18 protein-coding genes are annotated in these 21,597 nt (G+C 65.2%); 7 read left to right on the top strand and 11 right to left on the bottom strand.

The genetic code is table 11. The features are described 5' to 3' along the window. Positions 1 to 57: 57 nt before the first annotated feature. Positions 58 to 1,311 (top strand): cytosine deaminase, encoded by a 1,254-nt coding sequence (gene codA / locus PQT43_RS09085; protein WP_267268627.1) that lies wholly within the window; start codon positions 58 to 60, stop codon positions 1,309 to 1,311. A gap of 200 nt (positions 1,312 to 1,511) precedes the next feature. On the opposite strand, the gene PQT43_RS09080 is transcribed toward codA, so the two are convergent. After that, positions 1,512 to 2,501, bottom strand: coding sequence for a diaminopimelate epimerase (locus PQT43_RS09080; protein WP_272753747.1), 990 nt, complete (start codon positions 2,499 to 2,501; stop codon positions 1,512 to 1,514). A gap of 121 nt (positions 2,502 to 2,622) precedes the next feature. Beyond that, the gene (locus PQT43_RS09075; RefSeq protein ID WP_221811477.1) at positions 2,623 to 3,621 is read right to left on the bottom strand and encodes a cyclase family protein; all 999 of its coding nucleotides are present in this window, start codon (positions 3,619 to 3,621) and stop codon (positions 2,623 to 2,625) included. Between the two features lie 98 nt (positions 3,622 to 3,719). Here PQT43_RS09075 and PQT43_RS09070 point away from each other — a divergent pair, with 98 nt between their 5' ends. After that, positions 3,720 to 4,610, top strand: a complete 891-nt coding sequence (locus tag PQT43_RS09070) for a LysR family transcriptional regulator (protein ID WP_170004523.1) — start codon at positions 3,720 to 3,722, stop codon at positions 4,608 to 4,610. Positions 4,611 to 4,613: 3 nt separating this feature from the next. Here PQT43_RS09070 and PQT43_RS09065 read toward each other — a convergent pair whose 3' ends face one another. After that, the gene (locus PQT43_RS09065) at positions 4,614 to 5,084 is read right to left on the bottom strand and encodes an Lrp/AsnC family transcriptional regulator (RefSeq protein WP_102864614.1); all 471 of its coding nucleotides are present in this window, start codon (positions 5,082 to 5,084) and stop codon (positions 4,614 to 4,616) included. 348 nt (positions 5,085 to 5,432) lie between these two features. On the opposite strand from PQT43_RS09065, the gene PQT43_RS09060 reads away from it, so the two are divergent. Continuing rightward, entirely contained in the window at positions 5,433 to 6,584 is a 1,152-nt protein-coding gene (locus tag PQT43_RS09060; RefSeq protein WP_102881866.1) for an MFS transporter, read from the top strand. Between the two features lie 178 nt (positions 6,585 to 6,762). On the opposite strand, the gene PQT43_RS09055 is transcribed toward PQT43_RS09060, so the two are convergent. Beyond that, on the bottom strand, positions 6,763 to 7,152 hold the full coding sequence (locus PQT43_RS09055) for a hypothetical protein (RefSeq protein WP_272753746.1): 390 nt from the start codon (positions 7,150 to 7,152) through the stop codon (positions 6,763 to 6,765). A gap of 491 nt (positions 7,153 to 7,643) precedes the next feature. Here PQT43_RS09055 and PQT43_RS09050 point away from each other — a divergent pair, with 491 nt between their 5' ends. Next, complete coding sequence (locus PQT43_RS09050; protein ID WP_272753745.1) at positions 7,644 to 8,087, top strand: hypothetical protein; 444 nt, start codon at positions 7,644 to 7,646, stop codon at positions 8,085 to 8,087. A gap of 78 nt (positions 8,088 to 8,165) precedes the next feature. Here PQT43_RS09050 and PQT43_RS09045 read toward each other — a convergent pair whose 3' ends face one another. From PQT43_RS09045 to PQT43_RS09035, 3 genes are all read right to left on the bottom strand, one after another. Then, a complete protein-coding gene (locus PQT43_RS09045; protein WP_123394649.1) occupies positions 8,166 to 8,582 on the bottom strand; it encodes a hypothetical protein in 417 nt (138 codons plus the stop codon). A 221-nt stretch (positions 8,583 to 8,803) separates the two neighbouring features. Beyond that, entirely contained in the window at positions 8,804 to 9,610 is an 807-nt protein-coding gene (locus PQT43_RS09040; RefSeq protein WP_102881871.1) for an AraC family transcriptional regulator, read from the bottom strand. A 148-nt stretch (positions 9,611 to 9,758) separates the two neighbouring features. After that, positions 9,759 to 10,646 (bottom strand): LysR substrate-binding domain-containing protein, encoded by an 888-nt coding sequence (locus PQT43_RS09035; protein ID WP_102864608.1) that lies wholly within the window; start codon positions 10,644 to 10,646, stop codon positions 9,759 to 9,761. A gap of 224 nt (positions 10,647 to 10,870) precedes the next feature. Here PQT43_RS09035 and ampC point away from each other — a divergent pair, with 224 nt between their 5' ends. Together ampC and pcsA are read left to right on the top strand one after the other, a co-directional pair. Then, positions 10,871 to 12,043: a class C beta-lactamase gene (gene ampC / locus PQT43_RS09030; RefSeq protein ID WP_272753744.1), complete on the top strand. Its 1,173-nt coding sequence runs from the start codon at positions 10,871 to 10,873 to the stop codon at positions 12,041 to 12,043. A 310-nt stretch (positions 12,044 to 12,353) separates the two neighbouring features. After that, the gene (gene pcsA, locus PQT43_RS09025) at positions 12,354 to 13,076 is read left to right on the top strand and encodes a phosphatidylcholine synthase (RefSeq protein ID WP_102864606.1); all 723 of its coding nucleotides are present in this window, start codon (positions 12,354 to 12,356) and stop codon (positions 13,074 to 13,076) included. A gap of 16 nt (positions 13,077 to 13,092) precedes the next feature. Here pcsA and PQT43_RS09020 read toward each other — a convergent pair whose 3' ends face one another. Further along, complete coding sequence (locus PQT43_RS09020; RefSeq protein WP_110596195.1) at positions 13,093 to 15,540, bottom strand: hybrid sensor histidine kinase/response regulator; 2,448 nt, start codon at positions 15,538 to 15,540, stop codon at positions 13,093 to 13,095. A 121-nt stretch (positions 15,541 to 15,661) separates the two neighbouring features. Further along, positions 15,662 to 16,444, bottom strand: a complete 783-nt coding sequence (locus tag PQT43_RS09015; protein ID WP_213665690.1) for a sulfite exporter TauE/SafE family protein — start codon at positions 16,442 to 16,444, stop codon at positions 15,662 to 15,664. A gap of 297 nt (positions 16,445 to 16,741) precedes the next feature. Between PQT43_RS09015 and PQT43_RS09010 the strand changes: the two genes are divergently transcribed. Further along, positions 16,742 to 19,372 (top strand): hypothetical protein, encoded by a 2,631-nt coding sequence (locus PQT43_RS09010; RefSeq protein WP_267268633.1) that lies wholly within the window; start codon positions 16,742 to 16,744, stop codon positions 19,370 to 19,372. Positions 19,373 to 19,399: 27 nt separating this feature from the next. Here PQT43_RS09010 and PQT43_RS09005 read toward each other — a convergent pair whose 3' ends face one another. Beyond that, positions 19,400 to 19,930, bottom strand: coding sequence for a DUF3087 domain-containing protein (locus PQT43_RS09005; protein WP_123394653.1), 531 nt, complete (start codon positions 19,928 to 19,930; stop codon positions 19,400 to 19,402). A gap of 147 nt (positions 19,931 to 20,077) precedes the next feature. Next, positions 20,078 to 21,562, bottom strand: a complete 1,485-nt coding sequence (locus PQT43_RS09000; protein ID WP_272753743.1) for a PepSY domain-containing protein — start codon at positions 21,560 to 21,562, stop codon at positions 20,078 to 20,080. Between the last annotated feature and the right edge of the window lie 35 nt (positions 21,563 to 21,597).

Here is a 21,597-nt window from a genome sequence, read left to right as displayed (position 1 = left end):
GACCTGCCCTGATCCGACGGCTGAACCACTGATTGCCCGACCCGAGGAACTGCTCCGATGCTGATCACCAACGCCCGCCTGCGCCACCGTGAAGGTCTGTACCAACTGCACCTGGAAAACGGCCGCATCGCCCGCATTGTCCTGCAAGGCGCCGACACCTCCGGCGCCGTCCCGGCCTTCGGCCCCGAACACCTGGATGCCGGCGGCAACCTGGTGGTGCCGCCCTTCGTCGAACCGCACATTCACCTGGACGCCACCCTCACCGCGGGCGAGCCGCGCTGGAACATGAGCGGCACCCTGTTCGAAGGCATCGAATGCTGGGGCGAACGCAAAGCCACCATCACCGCCGAAGACACCCGCACCCGCGCCCACAAGACCATCCGCGCCCTGGCCGCCCACGGCATCCAGCACGTGCGCACCCACGTCGACGTTACCGACCCGGACCTCACTGCCCTCAAGGCCATGCTGGAAGTGCGCGAACAAAGCGCGCACCTGATCGACCTGCAGATCGTCGCCTTCCCCCAGGAGGGCATCGAATCGTTCCGCAACGGCCGCGAGCTGATGGAAGAAGCCATCCGCCTGGGCGCCGATGTGGTGGGCGGCATCCCCCATTTCGAATACACCCGGGATCAGGGCGTGAGCTCGGTGAAGTTCCTCATGGACCTGGCCGAACGCACCGGTTGCCTGGTGGACGTGCACTGCGACGAAACCGACGACCCGCACTCGCGCTTTCTCGAAGTGCTGGCCGAGGAAGCCCGCAGCCGCGGCATGGGCTCGCGGGTCAGCGCCAGCCACACCACCGCCATGGGTTCCTACGACAACGCCTACTGCGCCAAGCTGTTTCGCCTGCTGGGGCATTCCGGCATCAGCTTTGTCTCCTGCCCCACCGAGAGCATTCACCTGCAGGGGCGCTTCGACAGCTTCCCGAAACGCCGCGGCGTGACCCGGGTCAAGGAGCTGCTGGATGCCGGGATGAACGTCTGCTTCGGCCAGGACTCGATCGTCGATCCCTGGTATCCCCTGGGTAATGGCAACATCCTGCGGGTGCTCGAAGCCGGCCTGCACATCTGCCACATGCTCGGCTACAGCAACCTGCAAAGCGCTCTGGACCTGGTCACCGACAACAGCGCCAAGGCCCTGGCCCTGGGCGAGGGTTACGGCCTTGAAGAAGGCCGCCCGGCAAACCTGCTGATCCTCTCGGCCGACAGCGACTACGAAATGCTCCGCAGCCAGGGCTTGGCGCTGTATTCGATCCGCCACGGCAAGGTGCTGATGCAACGGCAGATGGCTCAGGTGCAACTGCAGGAGTGATAGATTCCACAAGCCCTCACCCGTTTCAAGCTCGCTGCGGCCACACCCACCGCTGTAGCCGCTGCTGAGCCCGCGAAGCTGCGAAAAGGCCCGCAGGGCCTTGCCTGGCTATCTCCCGCCGAACACCGACGCCGGCAAAATCACTGCACCCTCATCAGCGTCGGAGTACCGCCCACCCCGTACGCAGCCTACGGCAGCGGCTACAGACGCCGAGCTTCGCCGAACAGGCTGACCCGGCAAAGGTCGCCGGCACTTTCCTCCAGACGCAACGGCGCGGTGCCGCCCGGCATCAGCACTTCGACCCGTCCGGCCTGGACCCAGCCCACCCGCCAGGCCGCGCAAGCCACAGCGCTGGCGCTGGTGCCGGACGACGCGGTGGGACCTTCGCCACGCTCGAAAACCCGGGCCGCGATGCGCCCTTCACCTGCGCGCATGGCCCATTGCAGGTTGACCCCGGCCGGGCAGGGCTCGCCGTTGCCGATGGGCCGGGCGAACGCGATACGGGTCAGGCCCTCGAACAGCGGCGGTTCGAGCATCTGCGGGTTGCTCGGCAAAGCATCGGCCGCCTCCACCAGGGTCACGCAATGGGGATTGCCGATGCGCACGAACTGGCTGTGCTGCCACTGAGCATTCAACGCTTGCAAGGGCGCGACCCGGCTCAGTTGGCAGCCATTGAAGGTCAGGCTTTGCACCCCATCAGCTGCCACCGCCTCAGGTCCGAAGCTCGGCTGCCCGAGGTCCAGCCAGAACCCCGACACCCCCGCCACCCGCGCCGGCTCCACCGCCGTGATCACCGGCGAGTCGCCACCGGGCTGGTCATGATGCACCCGCAATAGCGTCTCGCCTTCGACCGCCATCAGCCCTTGTTCGGTGAGGGCTTGGGAAAAAATCGTCAGGCCATTGCCGCTGCGCTCGGCCAGGGTGCCGTCGGTATTGACGATCAGCAGATCGAAAGGCGCACCGGCCTGGAACGGCCCCACCAACAAGCCGTCACAGCGATGAGCCTTGGCCCCTTGCGGCCGGGTTCCCGGCGCCCAGTCACACAGCGCGGCGATGGCCTGCACAGCCCACCGTCGCCGCTCCAGGGCCGCCTGCGCCGCCGTGTCGGGCAAGGCAATGCCCAGGCTGCGCAGCGCCTCGGGCGACACCACGCCATAGATATTGCCCCGGGCATCGTAGAACGCTGCCATCACACCGCCTCCAGAAAAAAACCGAGCCGCTGACATTACGGGCAATCCAGCGGCTCGACCAGAGGGGACTAAGCAACCTGGGTGGACATCGCGCGCAGCTGAAGAACAACCATCCGCCAGGCTAGCGAATGGGCAAGGCCATGGGCCGGATCGGCGCAGCGTCGGCACCCCGCAGTTTGAGTGAGGCACCGATAAAGGCGAACTGATAGACCTTGTCCCGGGACAAGCCTTCCAGGTTCACCAGCTCCAGGATCGGCGCGCCCTGCATCGCCAGCAGGTAAGTGTGCAACGGCAGGTAATTGCCCTCGACCTCGGAAGGGAAGGTTTCAAAGCTGAGGTTGTCCGCCCCCACCACCATGGCGCCGCCCTCTTCCACCAGGAACTTCGCCGCATCCAGGCTCAGCCCCGGCGGGTTGGCCATATAGCGCTGGGCATTGTCGTAGTCACGCATGCGCCCGGTGCGGATCAGCACCACGTCGCCCTTCTCCAGCGCCACCTTCTGTTTGGCCAGGGCCTGTTGCAGGTCGGCGCGGGTCACCCGGTAGCTGTCCGCCAGCTGTTCCAGCCCCTTGGCCGCAGCCACATCGATCAGCACTCCGCGGGCAATGATCGGCGGCAGTTTTTCCGCCCCGGTGACGTTCCAGCCCCGATCCCCCAGATGCTGATCGGCGCGGTAGCCGTTCCAGATCTTGCCGTTGAGGCCAAAGTGGTTGAGGGCGTCGATATGGGTGCCCATATGGGCGTACATCGACACCGCCGAACCGCTGTAACTGACGTGCTGGTTCATCGGTTCGCCGACCTGCATCGGATCGGCGACCACATTGCCGTGGGGCGTGTGGGTCATCCACATCTGATAGGGCGGATCTCCAGCGGCCTGCCAGCTGGGCATGCCGACAAAATAATCCACGGCCAGGTCGTAGGCCTGCTCGCCGCTGACCCGGGCCATGATCGCCGCCCGGGACTCGGGGGTGATCAGGTTCAAGCGACCGATCTCATCCTTGGGCCCCCAAGGGCTGATCCCAACCTCGGCACGGGCCACAGTGGCGGCACTGCAACCACCGCTGAAAAGGGCCAGGGCGAGCACCCCGGGAAGGATCTTCGACATTGCGTGATGAGCCATGACAACACTCCTGTGAAATGAAGTGCCCATGGTATTGAGGGATCAATCAGAGATAATCAGCCGATTCGTGGATAGATATTCAACCCAGGGGAAACAATATGGACGTACTGATGGCCATGCGCACCTTTCGCCGGGTGGTGGAACGGGCCAGCTTCAGCCAGGCCGCCGTCGACCTCGGGCAATCCACCGCCGCCGTCAGCAAGCAAGTGCGGCAACTGGAAGAGCGCCTGGGCAGCCTGCTGATCCTGCGCACCACCCGACGCATGAGCCTCTCGGAAGCCGGGCAGAGTTACTTCAATGAATGCTGTCACCTGCTGGATGAGCTGGACGCCCTGGAGCGCGCCACCCAGGCCGGCAGCCACGAACCCGGTGGCCGCCTGCGGATCAATGCGCCGCTGTCCTTCGGGCTCAAGGTGCTGTCGCCGATCCTGGTGGCCTTCATGCAGCGCTACCCGCAATTGCAGGTGGACCTGACCCTCAACGATCAGGTGCTGGACGTGGTGGGCGAAGGCTTCGACGTGTCCCTGCGGATTCGCCGGCAACTGGAGGATTCGACCTTGATCGCGCGTCACCTGGGTCAGGTTGAGCAGGTGATCTGCGCCGCGCCGGCCTACCTCCAGGCCCAGGGCACGCCCAGCGCCATTGCCGACCTGCATCGCCACCGCTGCCTGGCCTACCGGCTGGCGGAGCATCCCGGGCGCTGGCAACTGGAGGGCCCGGAAGGCCAGACCCGGCTGGAGCTGCCGGTGCACTTTGCCGTGGACAACAGCCTGCTGCTCGGCGACATGCTGGTGGCCGGCCTGGGCATTGGCGCCCTGCCCGGCTTTGTCGCCCAACCGCTCCTGGACAGCGGCCAACTGCTGCGCGTGTTACCGGAACAACGCCTGCCCAGCCGCCAGATCTACGCGCTGTATCCCAGCCAGCGCCACCTGTCACAGAAAGTCCGGGTGTTCATCGATTTTCTGGTGGAGGCGCTGCAGACCCCTTGAGCCTCAACCGTCGGTGGGCACCTGGAGCCCGACCTTGACCCGGTTCATCGCCACCAGGGTCTTGAAGCGCTTGACGTTGTCATTGCCAAAGAACAGCTCACGGGTCAGCTGGGTGTACTGGGCCATGTTGCGCACGCAGAAAATCAGCACGAAATCGCATTCACCGGCCACGTAGTAGCACTGCTGGACCTGGGGGCAGGCCTGGAAGCTGCGCTTGAGCGCATCGATCTGGTCGATGCGCTCACTTTCCACTTCCACCTCGACGATGATGCTCAGCTCATGGCCGAGGGCATCCGGGGCGACTTGCGCGGTGTAGCGCTCGATCACACCCTCGTCCATCAGGCGCTTGAGCCGCCGATTGACCGCCGCCGTGGACAGGTTGACCCGCAGGCCCAGTTCGCTCTGTGCGGTACTGGCATCGCGTTGCAGCTCGGCGAGCAGCTTCAGGTCATAGGCATCGAGACTGGTGTTCATGAACGGCGCAACTCCGGAAAACAACGGCGCACAGTGGAATGATTTTGTGCAAAAGCCGCCGATTATGCGCAATAGATGCGCCCCCTGCGCACTAATATTTCCGCCAACAGCAGCGGCCGTGGAATGCCTCAAGCATTGCCGAGGCGGCGACGAATGTTCCGTTCATGGGCCCGGATGGGTTTTTCTGCAACCTTCAACCGTTAGTTTTGTCACAATCCCCCCGGCCACCCTCGAAGCCTTCTGAAGGCGCCACCGATACCAGGCTGCACGAACAAGGGATCGGTGCGACAGCACAACCGGTCAGCCAGCGTTGCCCCCCTCGCTGGCACCTGACCGCCAAGGATTTTTATGACTGCCAGCAACACTCACCTGCAGGCCACCCCCGGCCGCCTCGAACAGATGTCCACGCGCATCGCCTTTTTCATCGCCGGTTTCGGCATCGCCGCCTGGGCCCCGCTGGTGCCCTACGCCAAGGCCCGGGCCGGGCTCGACGAAGGCACCCTGGGCCTGCTGCTGTTGTGCCTGGGCGTGGGTTCGATCCTGGCGATGCCGATTGCCGGGGCCCTGGCCGGGCGCTTTGGCTGTCGCCGTGTCATGGCCGGCGGCACCCTGCTGATCTGCCTGGCCTTGCCGCTGCTGGCGACCCTCACCTCGATTCCGCTGTTGATGGCCGCGCTGTTCCTGTTCGGTGCCGGCCTGGGTGGTGTGGATTCCACGGTCAACCTGCAAGCGGTGATCGTCGAGCGCGCCAGCGGCAAGACCATGATGTCGGGCTTCCACGGGCTGTTCAGCCTCGGCGGGATTGTCGGCGCCGCCGGCGTCAGCGCCCTGCTGGGCCTGGGCCTGTCGCCTCTGGGGGCAACCCTGGTGGTGATTGCCCTGATGCTGGTTGCCCTGCTCAAGGCCGCGCCGCACATGCTGCCCTACGGCAGCCAGAGTTCGGGCCCGGCCTTTGCCGTGCCCCACGGTGTGGTGCTGTTCATTGGCTGCCTGTGCTTTGTGGTGTTCCTCGCCGAAGGCGCGGTGCTGGACTGGAGCGCAGTGTTTCTCAGCGCCGAGCGCAACCTGGATGCGGCCTACGCCGGCCTCGGTTACGCCGCCTTCGCCCTGACCATGACCCTGGGCCGGCTGACCGGGGATGCCATCGTCCATCGCCTGGGCGCCCGGCGGGTGATCATCATCGGCGGCAGTACCGCGGCCGCCGGCCTGCTGCTGGCGACCCTGGCCCCGGCCTGGGAAGCAGCGCTGCTGGGCTATGCCCTGGTGGGCGCGGGTTGCTCGAACATCGTGCCGGTGCTCTACACCGCCGTGGGCAAGCAGAAGGTCATGCCCGAAAGCATCGCCGTGCCAGCCATCACCACCCTGGGTTATGCCGGCATCCTGGCCGGCCCGGCGGTGATCGGCTTCATCGCCCATGGCAGCAGCCTGAGCGCGGCCTTCGGCCTGATCGCGGTACTGCTCTTGGCAGTGGCCGCCAGCGGCAGAGTGCTCAAGCTCTAGCAAGCTCCAAGCTCCAAGCTCCAAGCTCCAAGCTCCAAGCTCCAAGCTTGCGGCTTGAGGCTTGCAGCTGTGACTGTGGCTTTTGATCTTCCTGCCCCTTCAGGAGGCCGAGTGCAGGCATTGCGCAGGGGGCAGCTCGGCATGGATGCCGAGCTAGCCGCCCATCAACAACCTCCGCCTACTCCAACAACGCCGGAGAACCCAGGCCAACAGCGTCTTTCGGAGCGCCATCGAGCAACGCCTCCACCACTGCCCGCGCCATCTCCACCGAATGCACCATGGACCAGATCAACCCGGTCTCCAGGCCACTACCCTGCCGGGTGATTTCATCACTGACCTCCTCCGCGCATTTAAGCAGCAACGCCACATGCACCAGCGCCTCCTCGACGCCCACCCCCGGGCGCACGCTGAACAGCGAGTCAGGAGCAACGGCCTGGGCCGTGGTCTTGAACTGGAACATCGCAGGGTCCAATGGATGCCGGGGCAGCGCTTCACGCAACGAAGCATTGGCGGCCTTGAGCTGGGGATCGCGATAGGAAGTAGGTGGATCGGGAACGATCTTTTTCATGGTCAAACTCCTAGCTAAGAATAGGAGCCGACACCGTTCGCTTGCACACGAATAAGGGTGGCAGCCGTACGCAGGTGTGCAAGACCGAGTTTGCTAGGACACCCGGCAGATCCGAAGATCTCCCGCGCACGGCCGCCATAACGCAGCGGACATGAAAAACGCCCAAGCATGGCTGAGCGTTTCTACGCCTTAGCAAAATTCGGACTTGCACATCCGAGCCATCGATTTGGCGATGGCCCAGGCACCCTAGCCCGCCCACCAGGCGCATTCAAGCGGCCCGCAGTTTCTCGGATTTGCCTTACAAAAGAAAGCGACCAAACCCCGCCCCAACAACCTTTAAGCCCGCCTCAGCCGCAAGCTCCAAGCTTGCCGCTAAGCCTCATTTGCCGTACACCGTGGAACACCTACCGAACATCGCTAACCGCCCAGGCATTTATCTGCCACGCCAAGTCTGGAATCATGGCCCCCCGCCTCAACAGGAGTGAGCACCGATGCCGCCGTTCTCCCGCGCCCCCCTTCTCGGCCTGCTGCTGGCCAGCCTCGCGGCCCAGGCCGCGCCAAAGCAGGACCAGGAACCGCACATCTACTACAGCATGGTGCCCGGCCAGTTCATGTTGATCGGCAAACAGCCGGACGGCGGCCCGACCTACTCCGGCACTGCGCAGATCCGCTACGAGAACCAGGCCCTGACCCTGGTCAAGACCGTCAACGGCAAGACCACCACCGCCATCGGCAAAGTGGAACGTGCCCGCATGGCCGAGGCCGATGTCTTGCGTTTCAACTGGTCAGGGCACGCCGCCACCTGCCTGGTGCGCGGTGACCTGGACAACTATTCGCGCCTGAGCTGCTACTGGACACGGGACGGCGTGGACCACCGGGAGCCCGGGCTGGAGGCCTACTTTCCCACCGAAACCTGGCCGGGCCACCAAGATTGAACCCCGGGTCAGCATGGGCAAGGTGATCACCGCCAACCTCCCCGAGCACCGGAGCGGCTGACGGCAACCTCGCCGCTTTTACCAGTTGTGCAGGTTGCTGCGCGGTGGCGCCAGCAGTTGCTGGGCCAGACTGACGGCGGCCAGCGGCGAGGCACTGTGCAGCAGTGGGTAGCCCCAGAACTGTTCATAGGTCCTGGCAAAAGCCTCGACCTGCGCCTGGTTCTCCGGCTGCGGGGCGATGACGATCATCGCCTTGATCCAGCGGCGGATCGCCGCCTTGTTGCACTTGGTCCACATCGAGCCCTGCTTGAGCAACGCCTTGCCCTGAGCGCTGTTGCGCTGCTCGGGCTCAGGTATCAGATCGCTCATCAGGACAAAAGCCTGGGCACGCTGCGTCAGCGCCTCCAACTGCTGGTAAGGGTCGACTACCGGCTGTCCTGCGCCTTCGGCGCGACGCATCCAGACCAGGGGAAAATGCTGATGATCGAAGTACATGGGAACACCTCCAGAAGCTGACAAACAAGAATGCCTATCATCTTCCCGCCAACCATTGTCCGCATCAGCCGAGATCGACAAGTTATTGACCAATCCAGCCAGATATTGCCACTGCCACAGGCGGCACTCTGACCTGGCGGCCACCGCGATCTTGAGTTTGACGAGGCATCGCCAGGCAAGGCCCTGCGGGCCTTTTCGCAGCCTCGCGGGCTCGGCAGCGGCTACAGGGCGTGGTTTTCCAGGGCTTGGCGACGCTCGGCAAAAAACCGCCCCGGCGGCTGGCCCACGGCTTTCTTGAACATGCGGATAAAGGCGCTGGCGCTGTCATAGCCCAGGGTCAACGCCACACACTCCACCGAGTCGCCCCGGCCCAATTGCTTGAGCCCCAGGAGGATGTGCAACTGGCGCTGCCAGCGGCCGAAACTCAGGCCGGTCTCGGCCACGATCAAGCGGCTCAGGCTGCGTTCGCTGAGGCCGATCTGCTCGCCCCATTGCCCAAGGCTCAGGCGCCGTTCCGGCTGTTCAAGGATCTGCTGGGCCAGACGCCGCAGCTGTGCGTGCCGGGGCATGGGCAGGTGGATCTGCTCACGGGGCGCGACCGCCAGCTCATCCAGGGTCACCGCGACCAGGCGCCCGGCGGCGCCGTCCTGGTCATACAGGAACGGCAGTTGCGCACAGCGCTTGAGCAACTCCTGCAACAGCGGCGACATCACCAGGGTGCAGCAGGCCTGCGGCAACGACCGGGCGTGCTCGGGCTCGACCAACAGGCAATAACCCTGGGCGTTCTCCAGCCCCTGGACCCGATGCTCGATCGCGCTGGGAATCCACACCGCGCACTGCGGCGGCGCCAGCCACAGGCCCTCGGCGCTCTCGCAACTGAGCACACCGCCCGCGGGAAACAGCAACTGGGCCTTGCGATGGCTGTGCCACGGCCGTTCCCAGCGCTCTTCTTGCATCGAGATGCGCAGGGCACATACCGGACGTGCAATCGCGTCCGGGTCCTGGTCCTGCTGTTTCAAGACAGGCATCCACCTTCCTCCACACTCCCAGGGCATGCCGGCCATCGGCACGATGCCGGCGCCTGCCCTGCAAGGTCGAGGATTGTGCAGGGCCCACGGGGCTGAGCCAAGCCACTGGCCACACCGGCCAGTGGCTCTGGACGCCGGGGCATTGGCGCTATTGATGAGGGCCTGCGGCCACCGCCTCCAGCAGCCAGGCCTTGAAGGCGCTCATGGCCGGGGTTTGCGCCCGCGACTGCAAGCGCGTCAGCCAATAGCTGCCGGTGACGATGCCGATGTCGAACGGCTGCACCACCGCCCCGCTGGCCAGTTGCCGCTCGAACATCAGCGGCGGCGCCAGGGCCACTCCCAGGCCTTGCAGGGCCGCTTCGAGCATGCCCAGGGAGGAGTCGAAGACAATGCTCTGGGGCAAGGGACTGCCGCCGCCCAGTCCCGCCTCCTGGAACCATTGCGGCCATTCATCGGTGCGATAGGAGCGCAACAGGGTCTGGCCCAACAGGTCCGCCGGGCTGTGCAACTGGTGGGCGATCTGCGGTATGCACAAGACCGACAGCGGCGCCTGCAACAGCTCCAGGGCCTCGATGCCGTGCCAGGCTCCCGTGCCAAAACGGATGGCGTAGTCCAGGCCTTCGGCGGCCACGTCGACACGGTTGTTGTTGGTGCTCAGGCGCAGGTCGACAAAGGGATAGCGCGCCTGGAAATCCCCCAGGCGTGGCAACAGCCAGCCCACGGCAAAGGTGCCTACGGCCCCCACCGTCAGCACTTCGCGGTAGTGCCCGCCCTCGAAACGCCCCAGGGTCTGGGCGATGCGATCAAAGCACTCACGCAGCACCGGCAGCAGGGTCTCGCCTTCGCTGGTCAGCATCAGCCCCCGGGGCAAGCGCTTGAACAGGGTGACGTTGAGCTGGGCCTCCAGGCTCTTGACCTGATGGCTGACCGCCGCCTGGGTCACACAGAGTTCGATGGCGGCGCGGGTGAAACTCAAATGACGGGCCGAGGCTTCGAAAGCCCGCAGCGCGTTCAAGGGCAGGTGTGGACGGAGCATGGGCATTCCCTAGTTTTTCTAATGGCTCCTGCGAAATATCGTCGTTTGCCGATCCTGCGCAGACTGCCTACATTGGCCTCGCTCGCGCAGCGCTGACCACGTTCTCCCTTCCCGGGAAGACTCCGCGAGCACTGCGCCCCAGGGTTCCCGCAAAGAACCCCGAAGCCGGAAAGTCGCTGGGAATAGGCGGCAAAAAAATCAGAACCCATGGAAAACAGCCCATCATGCGCCATAAAACCTCAACCGGATTAGGCATCATCAGCGCCTGCGTACTGCTCCTCGGCAGCGTCGACGCCCTGGCCGAGAACCCCCAGGACAGCCATCTGAAAACCACCGTGGATGCCACCATCCGTCCGCTGATGCAGCAGCAGGGCATTCCCGGCATGGCAGTGGCGATCATCGCCAACGGCAAGCGACATTACTTTAACTACGGCCTTGCCTCCAAGGACAATCAACAGCCGGTGGACAACGACACCCTGTTCGAAGTGGGCTCGGTGAGCAAGACCTTCAGCGCGACCCTGGCCGGCTACGCCCAGGCCAGCGGCAAGCTGGCCCTTGAGGACCACGCCAGCCAGTACTGGCCGGCCCTGCGCGGCAGCGCCTTCGACGGCATCAGCCTGTTGCAGTTGGGCACCTACAGTGCCGGTGGCCTGCCGCTGCAGTTCCCCGATGAGGTCCAGGGCGAAGACAAGATCCTGGATTACTACAACAACTGGAAGCCCACCTTCAGCCCGGGCACCCAGCGCCTGTACTCCAACCCCAGCATCGGCCTGCTCGGCTACCTCGCCGCCCGCAGCCTGGGCCAGCCCTACGATCAACTGCTGGAAAAGAGCCTGTTCCCCAAACTGGGGCTCAAGCACAGCTACATCAAGGTGCCCAAGGACCAGCAGGCCCATTACGCCCAGGGCTATGACAAGCAGAACAAGCCGATCCGGGTCAGCCCAGGTCCCTTGGACGCCGAGGCCTACGGGGTCAAGACCAGTGCCCCGGACCTGCTGCAGTTCATTGCCGACAACCTGCAACCGCAGCCGTTGGACGACACGCTGCAAAAAGCCATCGCCAGCACCCAGAGCGGCTATTACCGGGTCGGCGACCTGACCCAGGGCCTGGGCTGGGAGCGCTACGCCTACCCGGTGCCGCTGGCGCGGCTGGTGGCGGGCAACTCGACGCCAATGGCCCTCGAACCGCACCCGGTAGAGTGGCTGACTCCGGCCCAACCGCCCCAGGCCGACGCCTTGTACAACAAGACCGGTTCCACCAGCGGCTTCGGCGCCTATGTAGTGTTTGTCCCCAGCCAGCAGATCGGCATTGTCATGCTGGCCAACAAGAACTACCCCAACGAGGAACGGATCAAGGCCGCCCATGCGCTGCTCAGCGCCCTGGAGGCGGCAAAGTAACCGAGCTGCACAGCAGCGTGTCCCCAGGGGCGCCCGATAAAAAACGCCACCGGCCTGCAACGCCAGGTGGCGTTTTTCTTGTTGCTTGGGCGATGGCGCCTAGACTCAGGAAATCCCCTTCGACCGTTGACCTCAGCCAGCTGTGCAACACCCGATTCCCTGGAGGGCGACAAGGCCCGCATTGAGCCTGATTCAGGGGTGGGGCTGAACCTTCTGCCGGGCTTTCCGGTCGATAACTGCAACCTGGACCAACGCCGCCGCTTGCACACCGCGGGGTGTCCGGGAACCACAGCCGCCGGAGAAATGCCCCGTGATATCGACCCTGCAAATCGCCAGAATCAAAGCCTGGGGCGCCCATGGCTTCACCGCCACCGGAGTGGTCAGCGCCCTGCTCGCCACCCTGGCACTGTTTGAAAACCAGCCCAAGGCCTGCCTGCTGTGGCTGGGGGTGGCGCTGCTGGTGGATGGCGTCGACGGCTCCCTGGCGCGCAAGGTCAACACCCGCTCGGTGCTGCCCAACATCGACGGCTCGGTGCTGGATCTGGTGATCGACTACCTGACCTATGTGTTCATCCCGGCGCTGTTCATCTACCGCTACATTCCCCTGCCGGAGTACAGCGCGCTGCTGGCCACCTCGCTGATCCTGCTGTCGTCGCTGCTGTGCTTCTGCAACGTCAACATGAAGAGCCACGACAACTACTTCCAGGGTTTTCCCGCCGCCTGGAACGTGGTCGCCCTGTGCTTCTACCTGATCGAGCCCGGCCCCTGGCTGAGCTTGCTGAGCATCTTCGCCCTGGCCCTGCTGACCGCCACTCGGGTGCAGTTCCTGCATCCGTTCCGGGTGCGCAAGTGGATGGGGCTGAACATCATCGTGACCTTCGTCTGGCTGCTCAGTGGCGCGCTGCTGATCCTCAGCCACCCATTGCACAGCCCGTCGATCATGGGCCTGTGGCTGGCGGCTTCCGCCTATTTTCTGGGGATCTGCCTGTGGCGCTCGGCCCAGGAGTGGATGAAGGGCAGCCACCAGCCATAGACGGCGGCGGCCCGCATCACAGCGGCGGGTCGTTGCCGATTGCGGCACTCAAGGCCTGGGCCAGGGCCGCCACCGAGTAGGGTTTCTGCAGGAACACGAACTCCCGGGTCTGGCCCTGGGCCAGGGCCGGGCTGTAGCCGCTGGTGAGGATCACCGGCAGCCCGGGGTAATCGCTGCGGATGCGAGTGGCCAGTTCGATGCCGCTCATGCCGGGCATCACCACATCGGAAAACACCGCCTGGAACACCCCCGGCTCCTGGCTCAGGCGACGCAGCGCCTCGATAGCGCTGGTGGCCCATTCGGTCTGGTAGCCCAGCTCGTTCAAGGCCTGGGCCAGCAGCACGCCCACCTCGGGATTGTCTTCCACCACCAGCAGCGTGGCCCCCTGGCCATCCACCTGCAGCGGCCCCGGGCGAGGGGCCGCTACCGGGCTGACCACAGCTTCAGAGCGCGGCAGGTACAAGGTAAAGCGCGTGCCCTGCCCCGGCTGACTGTGGACCACCAGGCCACCGCCAGACTGCTTGGCAAAACCGAACACCTGGGACAGGCCCAGCCCAGTGCCCTTGCCCACCTCCTTGGTGGTGAAGAAGGGCTCGAAGATCCGCTCGATCTGCTGCGGGTCGATGCCGGCACCGGTGTCGGTCAGGGACACCGCGACAAAGTCGCCGCTCTGGGCACCCTGGCTGGCGCTGGCGGGAATCTGCGCCACCCGCTCTACGGCAATCACCAGCAGGCCCTCGCCCTGCATGGCGTCCCGGGCATTGACCGCCATGTTGATCAGCGCGGTATCGAACTGGCCGGCGTCGGCATGGATGCAGCACGCTTGCTGCGGTAGCTCGATACGCAGCTCGATGCAGGCGCCGATCAGCGGATTGATCATCTGTGCCAGCAGTTGCACGCTGACGCCGACGTCGAAGGTTTCCGGGCGCAGGTTCTGCTGGCGGGCATAGGCCAGGAGCTGGGCGGTGAGCTTGCTGGCGCGGTCCACGGTGTCGGAAATCGCATCGATGTACAGCTGCCGGCGCTCCTCGCTGAGGTTGCGTCGCAGCAGGTCGGTGGACGAGCGGATCACCGTCAGCAGGTTATTGAAGTCGTGGGCGACCCCACCCGTCAGTTGCCCCACCGCCTCCATCTTCTGTGCCTGACGCAAGATGTCTTCGGTCTTGCGCAGCGCCTGCGCGGCTTCACGCTCGGCCTGAATGTCACGCCCCACGGCGTGCAGATGCTGGGGGTCGGGCACGGCACTCCAGGACACCCAGCGATAGCTGCCGTCCTTGTGCCGAAAGCGGTTTTCCACCCGTGAAAAACTCTGACCCAGCGCCAGTTCGGTACAGGCGTTGACCGCCGCCACACTGTCCTGGGGGTGGATGAAATCGTAGAAGCTGCTGCCTTCGAGTTCGTGCCGCTGCCAGCCCAGCAGTCGGGTCCAGGCCGGGTTCACGGCGACGATGCGCCCGTTGAAATCCGCCACCAGCATCAGGTCGGTGGACAGTTGCCAGATCCGGTCGCGCTCCTGGGTGCGCTCCTGGACCCGCTGCTCCAGGGACTCGTTGAGGCGGCGTAATTGCTCCTCGGCCTCGCGGGTGGCGGTAATGTCCCGGGAGATGCAGAGGATCTTCTCCGGCTGACCGGCCTCATCGAGCATCGGCGTGACCTGCACATCCCACCACTTGGCGTTGCCGGCCAGGGTGTTGGCGGCGCCCTGGAACCGCGCCGATTCCCCGGCCTGGGCAGCGGCGATGGCGGCCTGGGCGTCAAGGTTGCCCTGGCCCTGCCAGAAGTCCGGCCAGGGGCAGCCGGCAATGGCGTTGAAGTCGCTGACCTCCATGACCCGTAGGCCACCCTCGCTCATGAACGACAACTGACCATCGAGATCCAGCACCTTGATGCAGTCATTGCTGCTGGCCAGCACCCGGGTATTGAGCTCGCGGGTCTCGCGCAGGCGCGACTCGGTGAGCCGGGCGTGCAGCCCCAGGCGCACCCGCGCGGTGGTTTCCACTGTGTGACAAAGCACCCCCAGCACCTGCTCCTGGCGCTCGTCGAATATCGGGCTCATGGAAAACGACCACCAGGTCAGTTCCTCTCCGGGATAGCGCTGCATGTTCACCGGCAGGTCTTCATGACGGCAGGCCTGGCCGCGAAACGCCTGCTCGACCATGGGCTGCACATCCGGCCAGGCATCGGCCCAGAGCGTCTCGATGGTCTGCCCCAGGGCATGGGCCAGGCGCGGCCCCAGCACCGGACGATAGGCGTCATTGAAGAAGAACTGCTTCTGCGGGCCCCATAGCAGGTACAGGCTTTCAGGGGATTCGAGCACCAGGCTCAAGGTGCTGTGCAGCAGGCTGGGCCAGTGCTCCCGAGGGCCCACCGAGGTCTGCGACCAATCGAACTGGCGGATGGCGGCACCGGTCTCGCCGCCGCGCCAGGTCTGGGGGGCGGCACCATCAGCAGAGGAAATAGTCATGGACTGCATCACACAAGGGGAAAAGGGGCTGCGCCGCCCATCAAAGGCCTGCGCAGGATAACTGACCCCTGGAATCCACGGAAGTTAGCAGGTGACGGCGAGCATGGCCCGGCTGTGGGCCTCAGAAGGCCAGCTTGTAGCCGATGGAGAACAGCATGACCGCCAGGCACGGGCGCAGGATCTCGTCGGAGATCCGCCCGGTCATGTGGCTGCCGATCCAGATCCCCGGCAGTGAGCCCATCAACAGGAACCCCAGCAGGTGCCAGTCCATGTTGCCCATGCTGGCATGACCCAGGCCGGCCACCAGGGTCAGGGGCACGGCGTGGGCGATTTCGGTGCCCACCAGGCGCTTGGTGGCCAGGAACGGATAGAGGATGAACAGCGCCACAGTGCCCAGGGCGCCGGCGCCGATGGAGGTCAGCGCGACCATGGTGCCAAGGATCAGCCCGGTGATCACGGTCAGGCCGTTAAGGCCGCGGGGGCTTGGCTGATAGTCGCTGCCGTGGCGCTGGGCGAAGGCCATGAGCTTCTTCTTGAAGACGATGGCCAGGGCCGTGAGCAGCAGGACGAAGCCCAGCCCTTGCTTGATCACCGAGTTCAAGGCTTGGGGATCGGAGTCCAGGTTGTTCAAGAACCCTAGGGTGGCCAGTACCGCCGGCACGCTGCCCAGGGTCAGCCAGCCGGTGATGCGCCAGTCGATATTGCGGTTCTTCTGATGCACCAGCACCCCACCGGACTTGGTGATGGCGGCGTACAGCAGGTCAGTGCCCACGGCGGTGGCCGGGTTGATGCCGAACCAGAGCAGGATCGGGGTCATCAGCGAGCCGCCGCCCACCCCCGTCATGCCCACGATGAATCCCACTACCAGGCCTGCGATGACAAAACCGAAATTACCCACATCCATCAATAAAACCCTACAAATCACACGGCCAGGTAAAAAACTGGCGGCAGCATAGCGGCTAAAGCTTATGTCCATTTATATGAATAAAATCTAACGTTATAACCAGGGTCATTTTTTCCATGCGCCAGACGCATCCAGCGCCCACTGCCCTTGCATCCGCCACATACCCATCCAGCCCTCCCTGAACCCCCGGTGACATACACCGCAACCTGCGCATCCGGTATTCTGCTGGGCGCTCGCCGGGGCAACCGATCCTGAGCTCACTCAGGTCCCGCCCCTTTCGTTTTCCAAGGAAGGCCCATGACACCCGACTCGACCCTCTACCAGATCGAGCAACAGCGCATCCATTTCAGACGCCTGAGCCTGCATCAGCAAGCACCCGGACCCAGCACGCCGCAGCGTGGCAACTGGGGCCTGGCGTTGTCCGGGGGCGGCATCCGCAGCGCCACCTTCTGCCTCGGCGTCCTGCAAGCCATGGCCCGGGCGCCGGCACCGGCGACGGCCTCCACGGCCCCACTCCAGCCCGCGCCTGAAACCGCCACCGAGCACAGTCTGCTGTCACGCATCGACTACCTGTCCACGGTCAGTGGCGGCGGCTATATCGGCAGTTTCTTCTCCAGCCTGTTCCTTCCCGGCCGCCTGCGCGAGCCCGATCCCCAGGACCCGGTGGGCCAGGCCGCCCGCGATGCCTACCAGGCGCTGCGCTTCGAGCCGCCGGGACGTATCAGCACCGGCGTCGACTACGCCCAGCAGCCCGTGGGCCAGGGCCCGGGCGCCTGGCTGCGGGAAAACGGCCGCTACCTGACGCCCACCGGCTCCGGCGACATGCTCTATGCCCTGGCCATGACCTGGCGCAACTGGCTGTCGCTGCACGCCATGATCGGCATGCCGATCCTGTTGATGCTCAGCCTGCTGACCCTGTTCCAGGTGCTGAGTCAGGCCAGCCTGCTGTTGTGGCCGTTGATGGCCGCCCTGCTGTTCGCCCTGCCCTGCGCCGTGGCGTACTGGCTGGTGATCCCCCAAGGCGATCTGGACCAGCCGCCAAACCTTGGCAACCCGGCCTTGCGCTTCATGCTGGCGATCGTCACCGGCCTGTGGATCGGCGGCGCCCTGGCCTATGACGAGGCCCAATGGCAGGTGGTGGGCACCCTGGCCCTTGGGGCCGCCCTGGTCGGCAGCAACGCGCTGCTGATCACCCACCGGCTGGTCCGTCGGCTGGCGGATCACCGAGACCCGGCCAAGGACAGCACCTGCAACAACTGCGTGCGCAACTACCGGGTGCAGATCACCCGCGCCCTGGGGCGAGCCATGGCGGCAGTGGCCATTCTCGCTTTCCTGGCCCTGCTGGTGACCGGTGCCGAAGCGTTGTATCGCTACCTGCTGGACTATCAGGCCCTGGCCACGCCCCTGCTGCTGGCGCTGCTGATGTGGCTGGTGCGCCGCCTGGTGCTGCTCAAGGATGAAAAGCCGCTGCCCGACTGGATGCGCAAACTGCCCCTGGATGTCCTGGCGCTGGTTGCCGGATGCCTGCTGATGAGCCTGCTGTGCCTGTGCTGGGCGCTGCTGGTGCAATGGGTCGCCCATGATGCTGGCGCCATCAGCTACAGCGCCGCCGCTGCCTGGCGCCTGCTGGCCCTGAGCCTGGTGACCGCCTTGCTGGTCTGCGTCAGCGGGCGCTTCATCGGCTTTCTCAACACCTCGTCGCTCCAGGCCTTCTACAGCGCCCGGCTGACCCGCGCCTACCTCGGCGCGTCCAATGGCCGGCGCTTCAACGGCCCGCCACAGCAGCGCCGCACCTACCTCAGCGTGGCCGAGCCGATGTCCAGCGACGACCTGTCGCTGCAGCAGTACTACGCCACCCCCAGTGCCGGGCCGGTGCACCTGATCAACGTCACCATGAACCTGACGGTGGACCCCGCCGAGCAACTGGTGCAGCGCGACCGCAAGGGCAAGCCGTTGTGCATCGCGCCGAACTGGGCCCCGTCAACCGAAGGCAGCGTCGCCAGCGACGGTCCGGCGGAACGCTACACCCTCGATGGCAAGCCCTACCGCCGTGACCTGAGCCAGGGCCCGGCCTCGGAAATCATGAGCCCCCTGAGCCTGGGCCAGTGGATCGGCGTCTCCGGCGCCGCCTTCAGCACCGGCCTGGGGCGAGCCAACAGCCTGGGCATGTCGCTGATCCTGGGGCTGGCCAACATACGCCTGGGCATCTGGTGGCCCAGCCACTTCCTCGATCCCGGGCAACAGCACTGGAAGCCCCGTGACCTGAAGCCCTGGACCTACTTCGGCACCCAGGCCTACCTGTTCTATGAGCTGACCTCGCGGTTTCATGGACATCGACGCGACTACCAGTACCTGTCCGACGGCGGGCATTTCGAAAACACCGCCACCTACGAGTTGCTGCGTGAGGGGCGCGGGGTGGAACTGATCGTCACCTGCGACAGCGGCTGCGATCCGGATTACCAGTTCGACGACCTGGCCAATCTGGTGCGCCTGGCGCGCATCGACCAGGCTCTGGAGATCCGCGAAGACCCGGGGGTACTGGCCCACCCCCAACTCAAGGCGCTGTTCGGCAGTCTGGAAGAGTTTCGCCAGCCACCGAGCGCCGACAGTCACAAGTGCGCCTTGCTGCTGAACGTCTACGCCCATAGCCCCGACACCCAGGCGGACATCGCGGCCACGCCCCACTGCCGGATCCTGGTGCTCAAGCCGCGGCTGATCGCCGGGCTGACACCGGACGTCGTCAACTACGCCCGGGCCAACCCGGGCTTTCCCAACCAGAGCACGGTGGATCAGTTCTTCGACGAGGCGCAGTTCGAGAGTTATCGCCAGCTGGGGCTGCATATCGGCCAGCAGCTGTTTGGTCGCAGTGGCCAGTCCAACGAAATGGCCGAGGCCTTGTGGCGTTACCTGGATGATCCGCAGCCTTGAGGAAGAGCCAGCGGATCAACCTGAACCTCAGCGCGGCTGGTGCACCTTGACCGCTTCCAGCCACTGCGCCTCCAGGCGCTCCTGCTGCGGGTCGATGCCCTGCTCGGCCAGCAACGCCAGATGGCGCTCCACTTCACCCAGCATCTGTCCGTGGGCACTGGAGTTGGCGTCCAGCTGATGCATCTGGGTCAACCCCAGGTGATAGAAACGCAGCAGCTTGAGGGCCGCCGGATCGCTCGCCGCCACCCCGGCGGTGACATGATGCATGACATTGGTCACCCGCATCAGGCTGCGCTTGAGGCGCCAGCCATAGACCGCCGAGGCCATCCACGGCTGGGTCCAGAACACCGTGCGCAACAGCACGGCGCTGATCACCAGCCCGGTGAACACGCCGCCGGCATTCCACACCAGGTTATCGCCACCGGGCTGGCCGAACACCGCCACCGCAGCGCTGGAAAACAGCATGGCCAGGGCGATGAACACCAGGGCGATGATCAGGGTGCTGCGGCGGGTTTGCCGACGGTAGAGTTCGGGGTCCTGCGGGGTGATGACGAACATGGGTGCAATGGGCTCCGGAAGCAGTAGGGAAATGAGCAGGCGGGCATTATCACCGCTGGGACCGGGAGCGGTGGCTTAAATCGTCGGCGAAGGGCAGAAATACTGCATAACCCTGATCCAGGTCGCGGTATTGCGCCCTCCCCCGCCTCAACGCCGACGCGCACGCAATGCTCGCCCCAGGCGGCGCCAGCCCAGCACCACACCGCTGACGCTGATCAGCAAGCCTCCGGCGCTGAACAGGATCATCCACAGATCCCACAAGGGGCGGTTGGCCAGCAGCGGCAGCCAGTCCCAGCTGTGCAGCAGGCCGAACAGCCAGCGCGAGGCGCGGCGCGGCTGGTCCAGTTGCCCGACGATGGCGCCGGTGTGCAGGTCCAGGTGCAGCCAGGTCTGGGCCGGGTCGTCAAAGCGCACCCGCACCACCGGCAGGCGCTGCTGCAAGTGGCCCATCATGCTGTGGGGCTCGCGGGCGTAGTAATAGAAATCGTAGGCAGCCAATTGCTGGACAACCATCGGCCGCTCGGGACGAATGGCCCAGGCCGCTTGGCGCAAGGTGTCGGGGTTGAACTGGCGCAGCACCTGCTGATCGTCCATGGCCAGAATCCGCGTGCGTCCGGCACCGTCGTAGCCGATCACATAACCCTTGCCGCCGATCATCCGCCACTCCAGTTCCCGGGGCTGCAGGCCGTCATCGGCAAAGCGTTGCAGGGCCTGGGCCGCGTTCAGGGGAAAGGCCGCAGCGTGCAGCGGTGCGCCTTGATAGGCCGCCACCGACAGGGGCTGGGAGCTGCTGAAGATTTTCCACGGGTTCATCGACATCAGGCCGCTGAAGATCCAGGTGATCAGCAGCACGCCGAACAGCATGCCGCCCACATGATGCCAGCGGGCAAAGCCCTGGTACGGCGAGTGCGAACCGTTGCGATAGGTGCGCTTGAAACGCCAGCGCAGCACGCCCACCGCCAGGCCGAGCACGGCCATCAGGGTCGCGGCCAGGGACAGGTAAGTGACGATCGCCCCCCAGGCGCCATCGATGCCGATGCCCCGCAGCGGGTACAGCCAGTGCAGCCAGGCACCGATCCAGTTCCAGCCACGCTCGGTGGCAGTGGCATCGCGCACCACCTCGCCCGTGGTGCCGGAGACATACAGCAGACGTCGTTCGGCATCGGCGGTGGCCACCCGCAGCAAGGGTCGGTCGGCGTCCAAGGCCCGGGACTGGCTCCACATGTCGCCATTCACTGTCCCGCGATCACGCACCGCCACACCGGGGGCAAACTGCCGGGCCGCGGCCAGGGCCTCGACCCGGTCAGTGGGCAGCGCCCGCAGGCCGCTATCGGCCTCGATCGCCACCTTGCGCGGTCCTGGGTATTCGAGGATATAGCGCGGGGCACCGGCCACCGTGGTCAAGCGAATGCTTGACGGCGCCAGCTCGGGATCAGCAGCGTGCAGCACCTGTTTCAGCTCAATGGGTGCATCGTCCAGTTGCAGCACAGGCAAGCGTGACCAGTGTTCGGCGGGGGTCAGTTTGGGGTAGCCGACATACAGCATCACCACCCCGGAGATAAACCACAGGGCCATGAACAGGCAGGCAACAATGCCCAACCAGCGGTGCCAGAGGTACAGATAACGCTTCATCACAGGCTGCTCGCAAATGCGCGGGGCGCCATCGG

This window comes from Pseudomonas sp. BLCC-B112 (assembly GCF_028550695.1).
Lineage (GTDB): Bacteria > Pseudomonadota > Gammaproteobacteria > Pseudomonadales > Pseudomonadaceae > Aquipseudomonas > Aquipseudomonas danubii.
This window is presented reverse-complemented; position numbering and strand designations above follow the sequence as displayed.

Coding starts and splice junctions, on each gene's coding strand:
- codA (WP_267268627.1), top strand. CDS start 58: ATGCTGATCACCAACGCCCGCCTGCGCCACCGTGAAGGTCTGTACCAA.
- PQT43_RS09080 (WP_272753747.1), bottom strand. CDS start 2,501: ATGGCAGCGTTCTACGATGCCCGGGGCAATATCTATGGCGTGGTGTCG.
- PQT43_RS09075 (WP_221811477.1), bottom strand. CDS start 3,621: ATGGCTCATCACGCAATGTCGAAGATCCTTCCCGGGGTGCTCGCCCTG.
- PQT43_RS09070 (WP_170004523.1), top strand. CDS start 3,720: ATGGACGTACTGATGGCCATGCGCACCTTTCGCCGGGTGGTGGAACGG.
- PQT43_RS09065 (WP_102864614.1), bottom strand. CDS start 5,084: ATGAACACCAGTCTCGATGCCTATGACCTGAAGCTGCTCGCCGAGCTG.
- PQT43_RS09060 (WP_102881866.1), top strand. CDS start 5,433: ATGACTGCCAGCAACACTCACCTGCAGGCCACCCCCGGCCGCCTCGAA.
- PQT43_RS09055 (WP_272753746.1), bottom strand. CDS start 7,152: ATGAAAAAGATCGTTCCCGATCCACCTACTTCCTATCGCGATCCCCAG.
- PQT43_RS09050 (WP_272753745.1), top strand. CDS start 7,644: ATGCCGCCGTTCTCCCGCGCCCCCCTTCTCGGCCTGCTGCTGGCCAGC.
- PQT43_RS09045 (WP_123394649.1), bottom strand. CDS start 8,582: ATGTACTTCGATCATCAGCATTTTCCCCTGGTCTGGATGCGTCGCGCC.
- PQT43_RS09040 (WP_102881871.1), bottom strand. CDS start 9,610: ATGCCTGTCTTGAAACAGCAGGACCAGGACCCGGACGCGATTGCACGT.
- PQT43_RS09035 (WP_102864608.1), bottom strand. CDS start 10,646: ATGCTCCGTCCACACCTGCCCTTGAACGCGCTGCGGGCTTTCGAAGCC.
- ampC (WP_272753744.1), top strand. CDS start 10,871: ATGCGCCATAAAACCTCAACCGGATTAGGCATCATCAGCGCCTGCGTA.
- PQT43_RS09020 (WP_110596195.1), bottom strand. CDS start 15,540: ATGACTATTTCCTCTGCTGATGGTGCCGCCCCCCAGACCTGGCGCGGC.
- PQT43_RS09015 (WP_213665690.1), bottom strand. CDS start 16,444: ATGGATGTGGGTAATTTCGGTTTTGTCATCGCAGGCCTGGTAGTGGGA.
- PQT43_RS09010 (WP_267268633.1), top strand. CDS start 16,742: ATGACACCCGACTCGACCCTCTACCAGATCGAGCAACAGCGCATCCAT.
- PQT43_RS09005 (WP_123394653.1), bottom strand. CDS start 19,930: ATGTTCGTCATCACCCCGCAGGACCCCGAACTCTACCGTCGGCAAACC.
- PQT43_RS09000 (WP_272753743.1), bottom strand. CDS start 21,562: ATGAAGCGTTATCTGTACCTCTGGCACCGCTGGTTGGGCATTGTTGCC.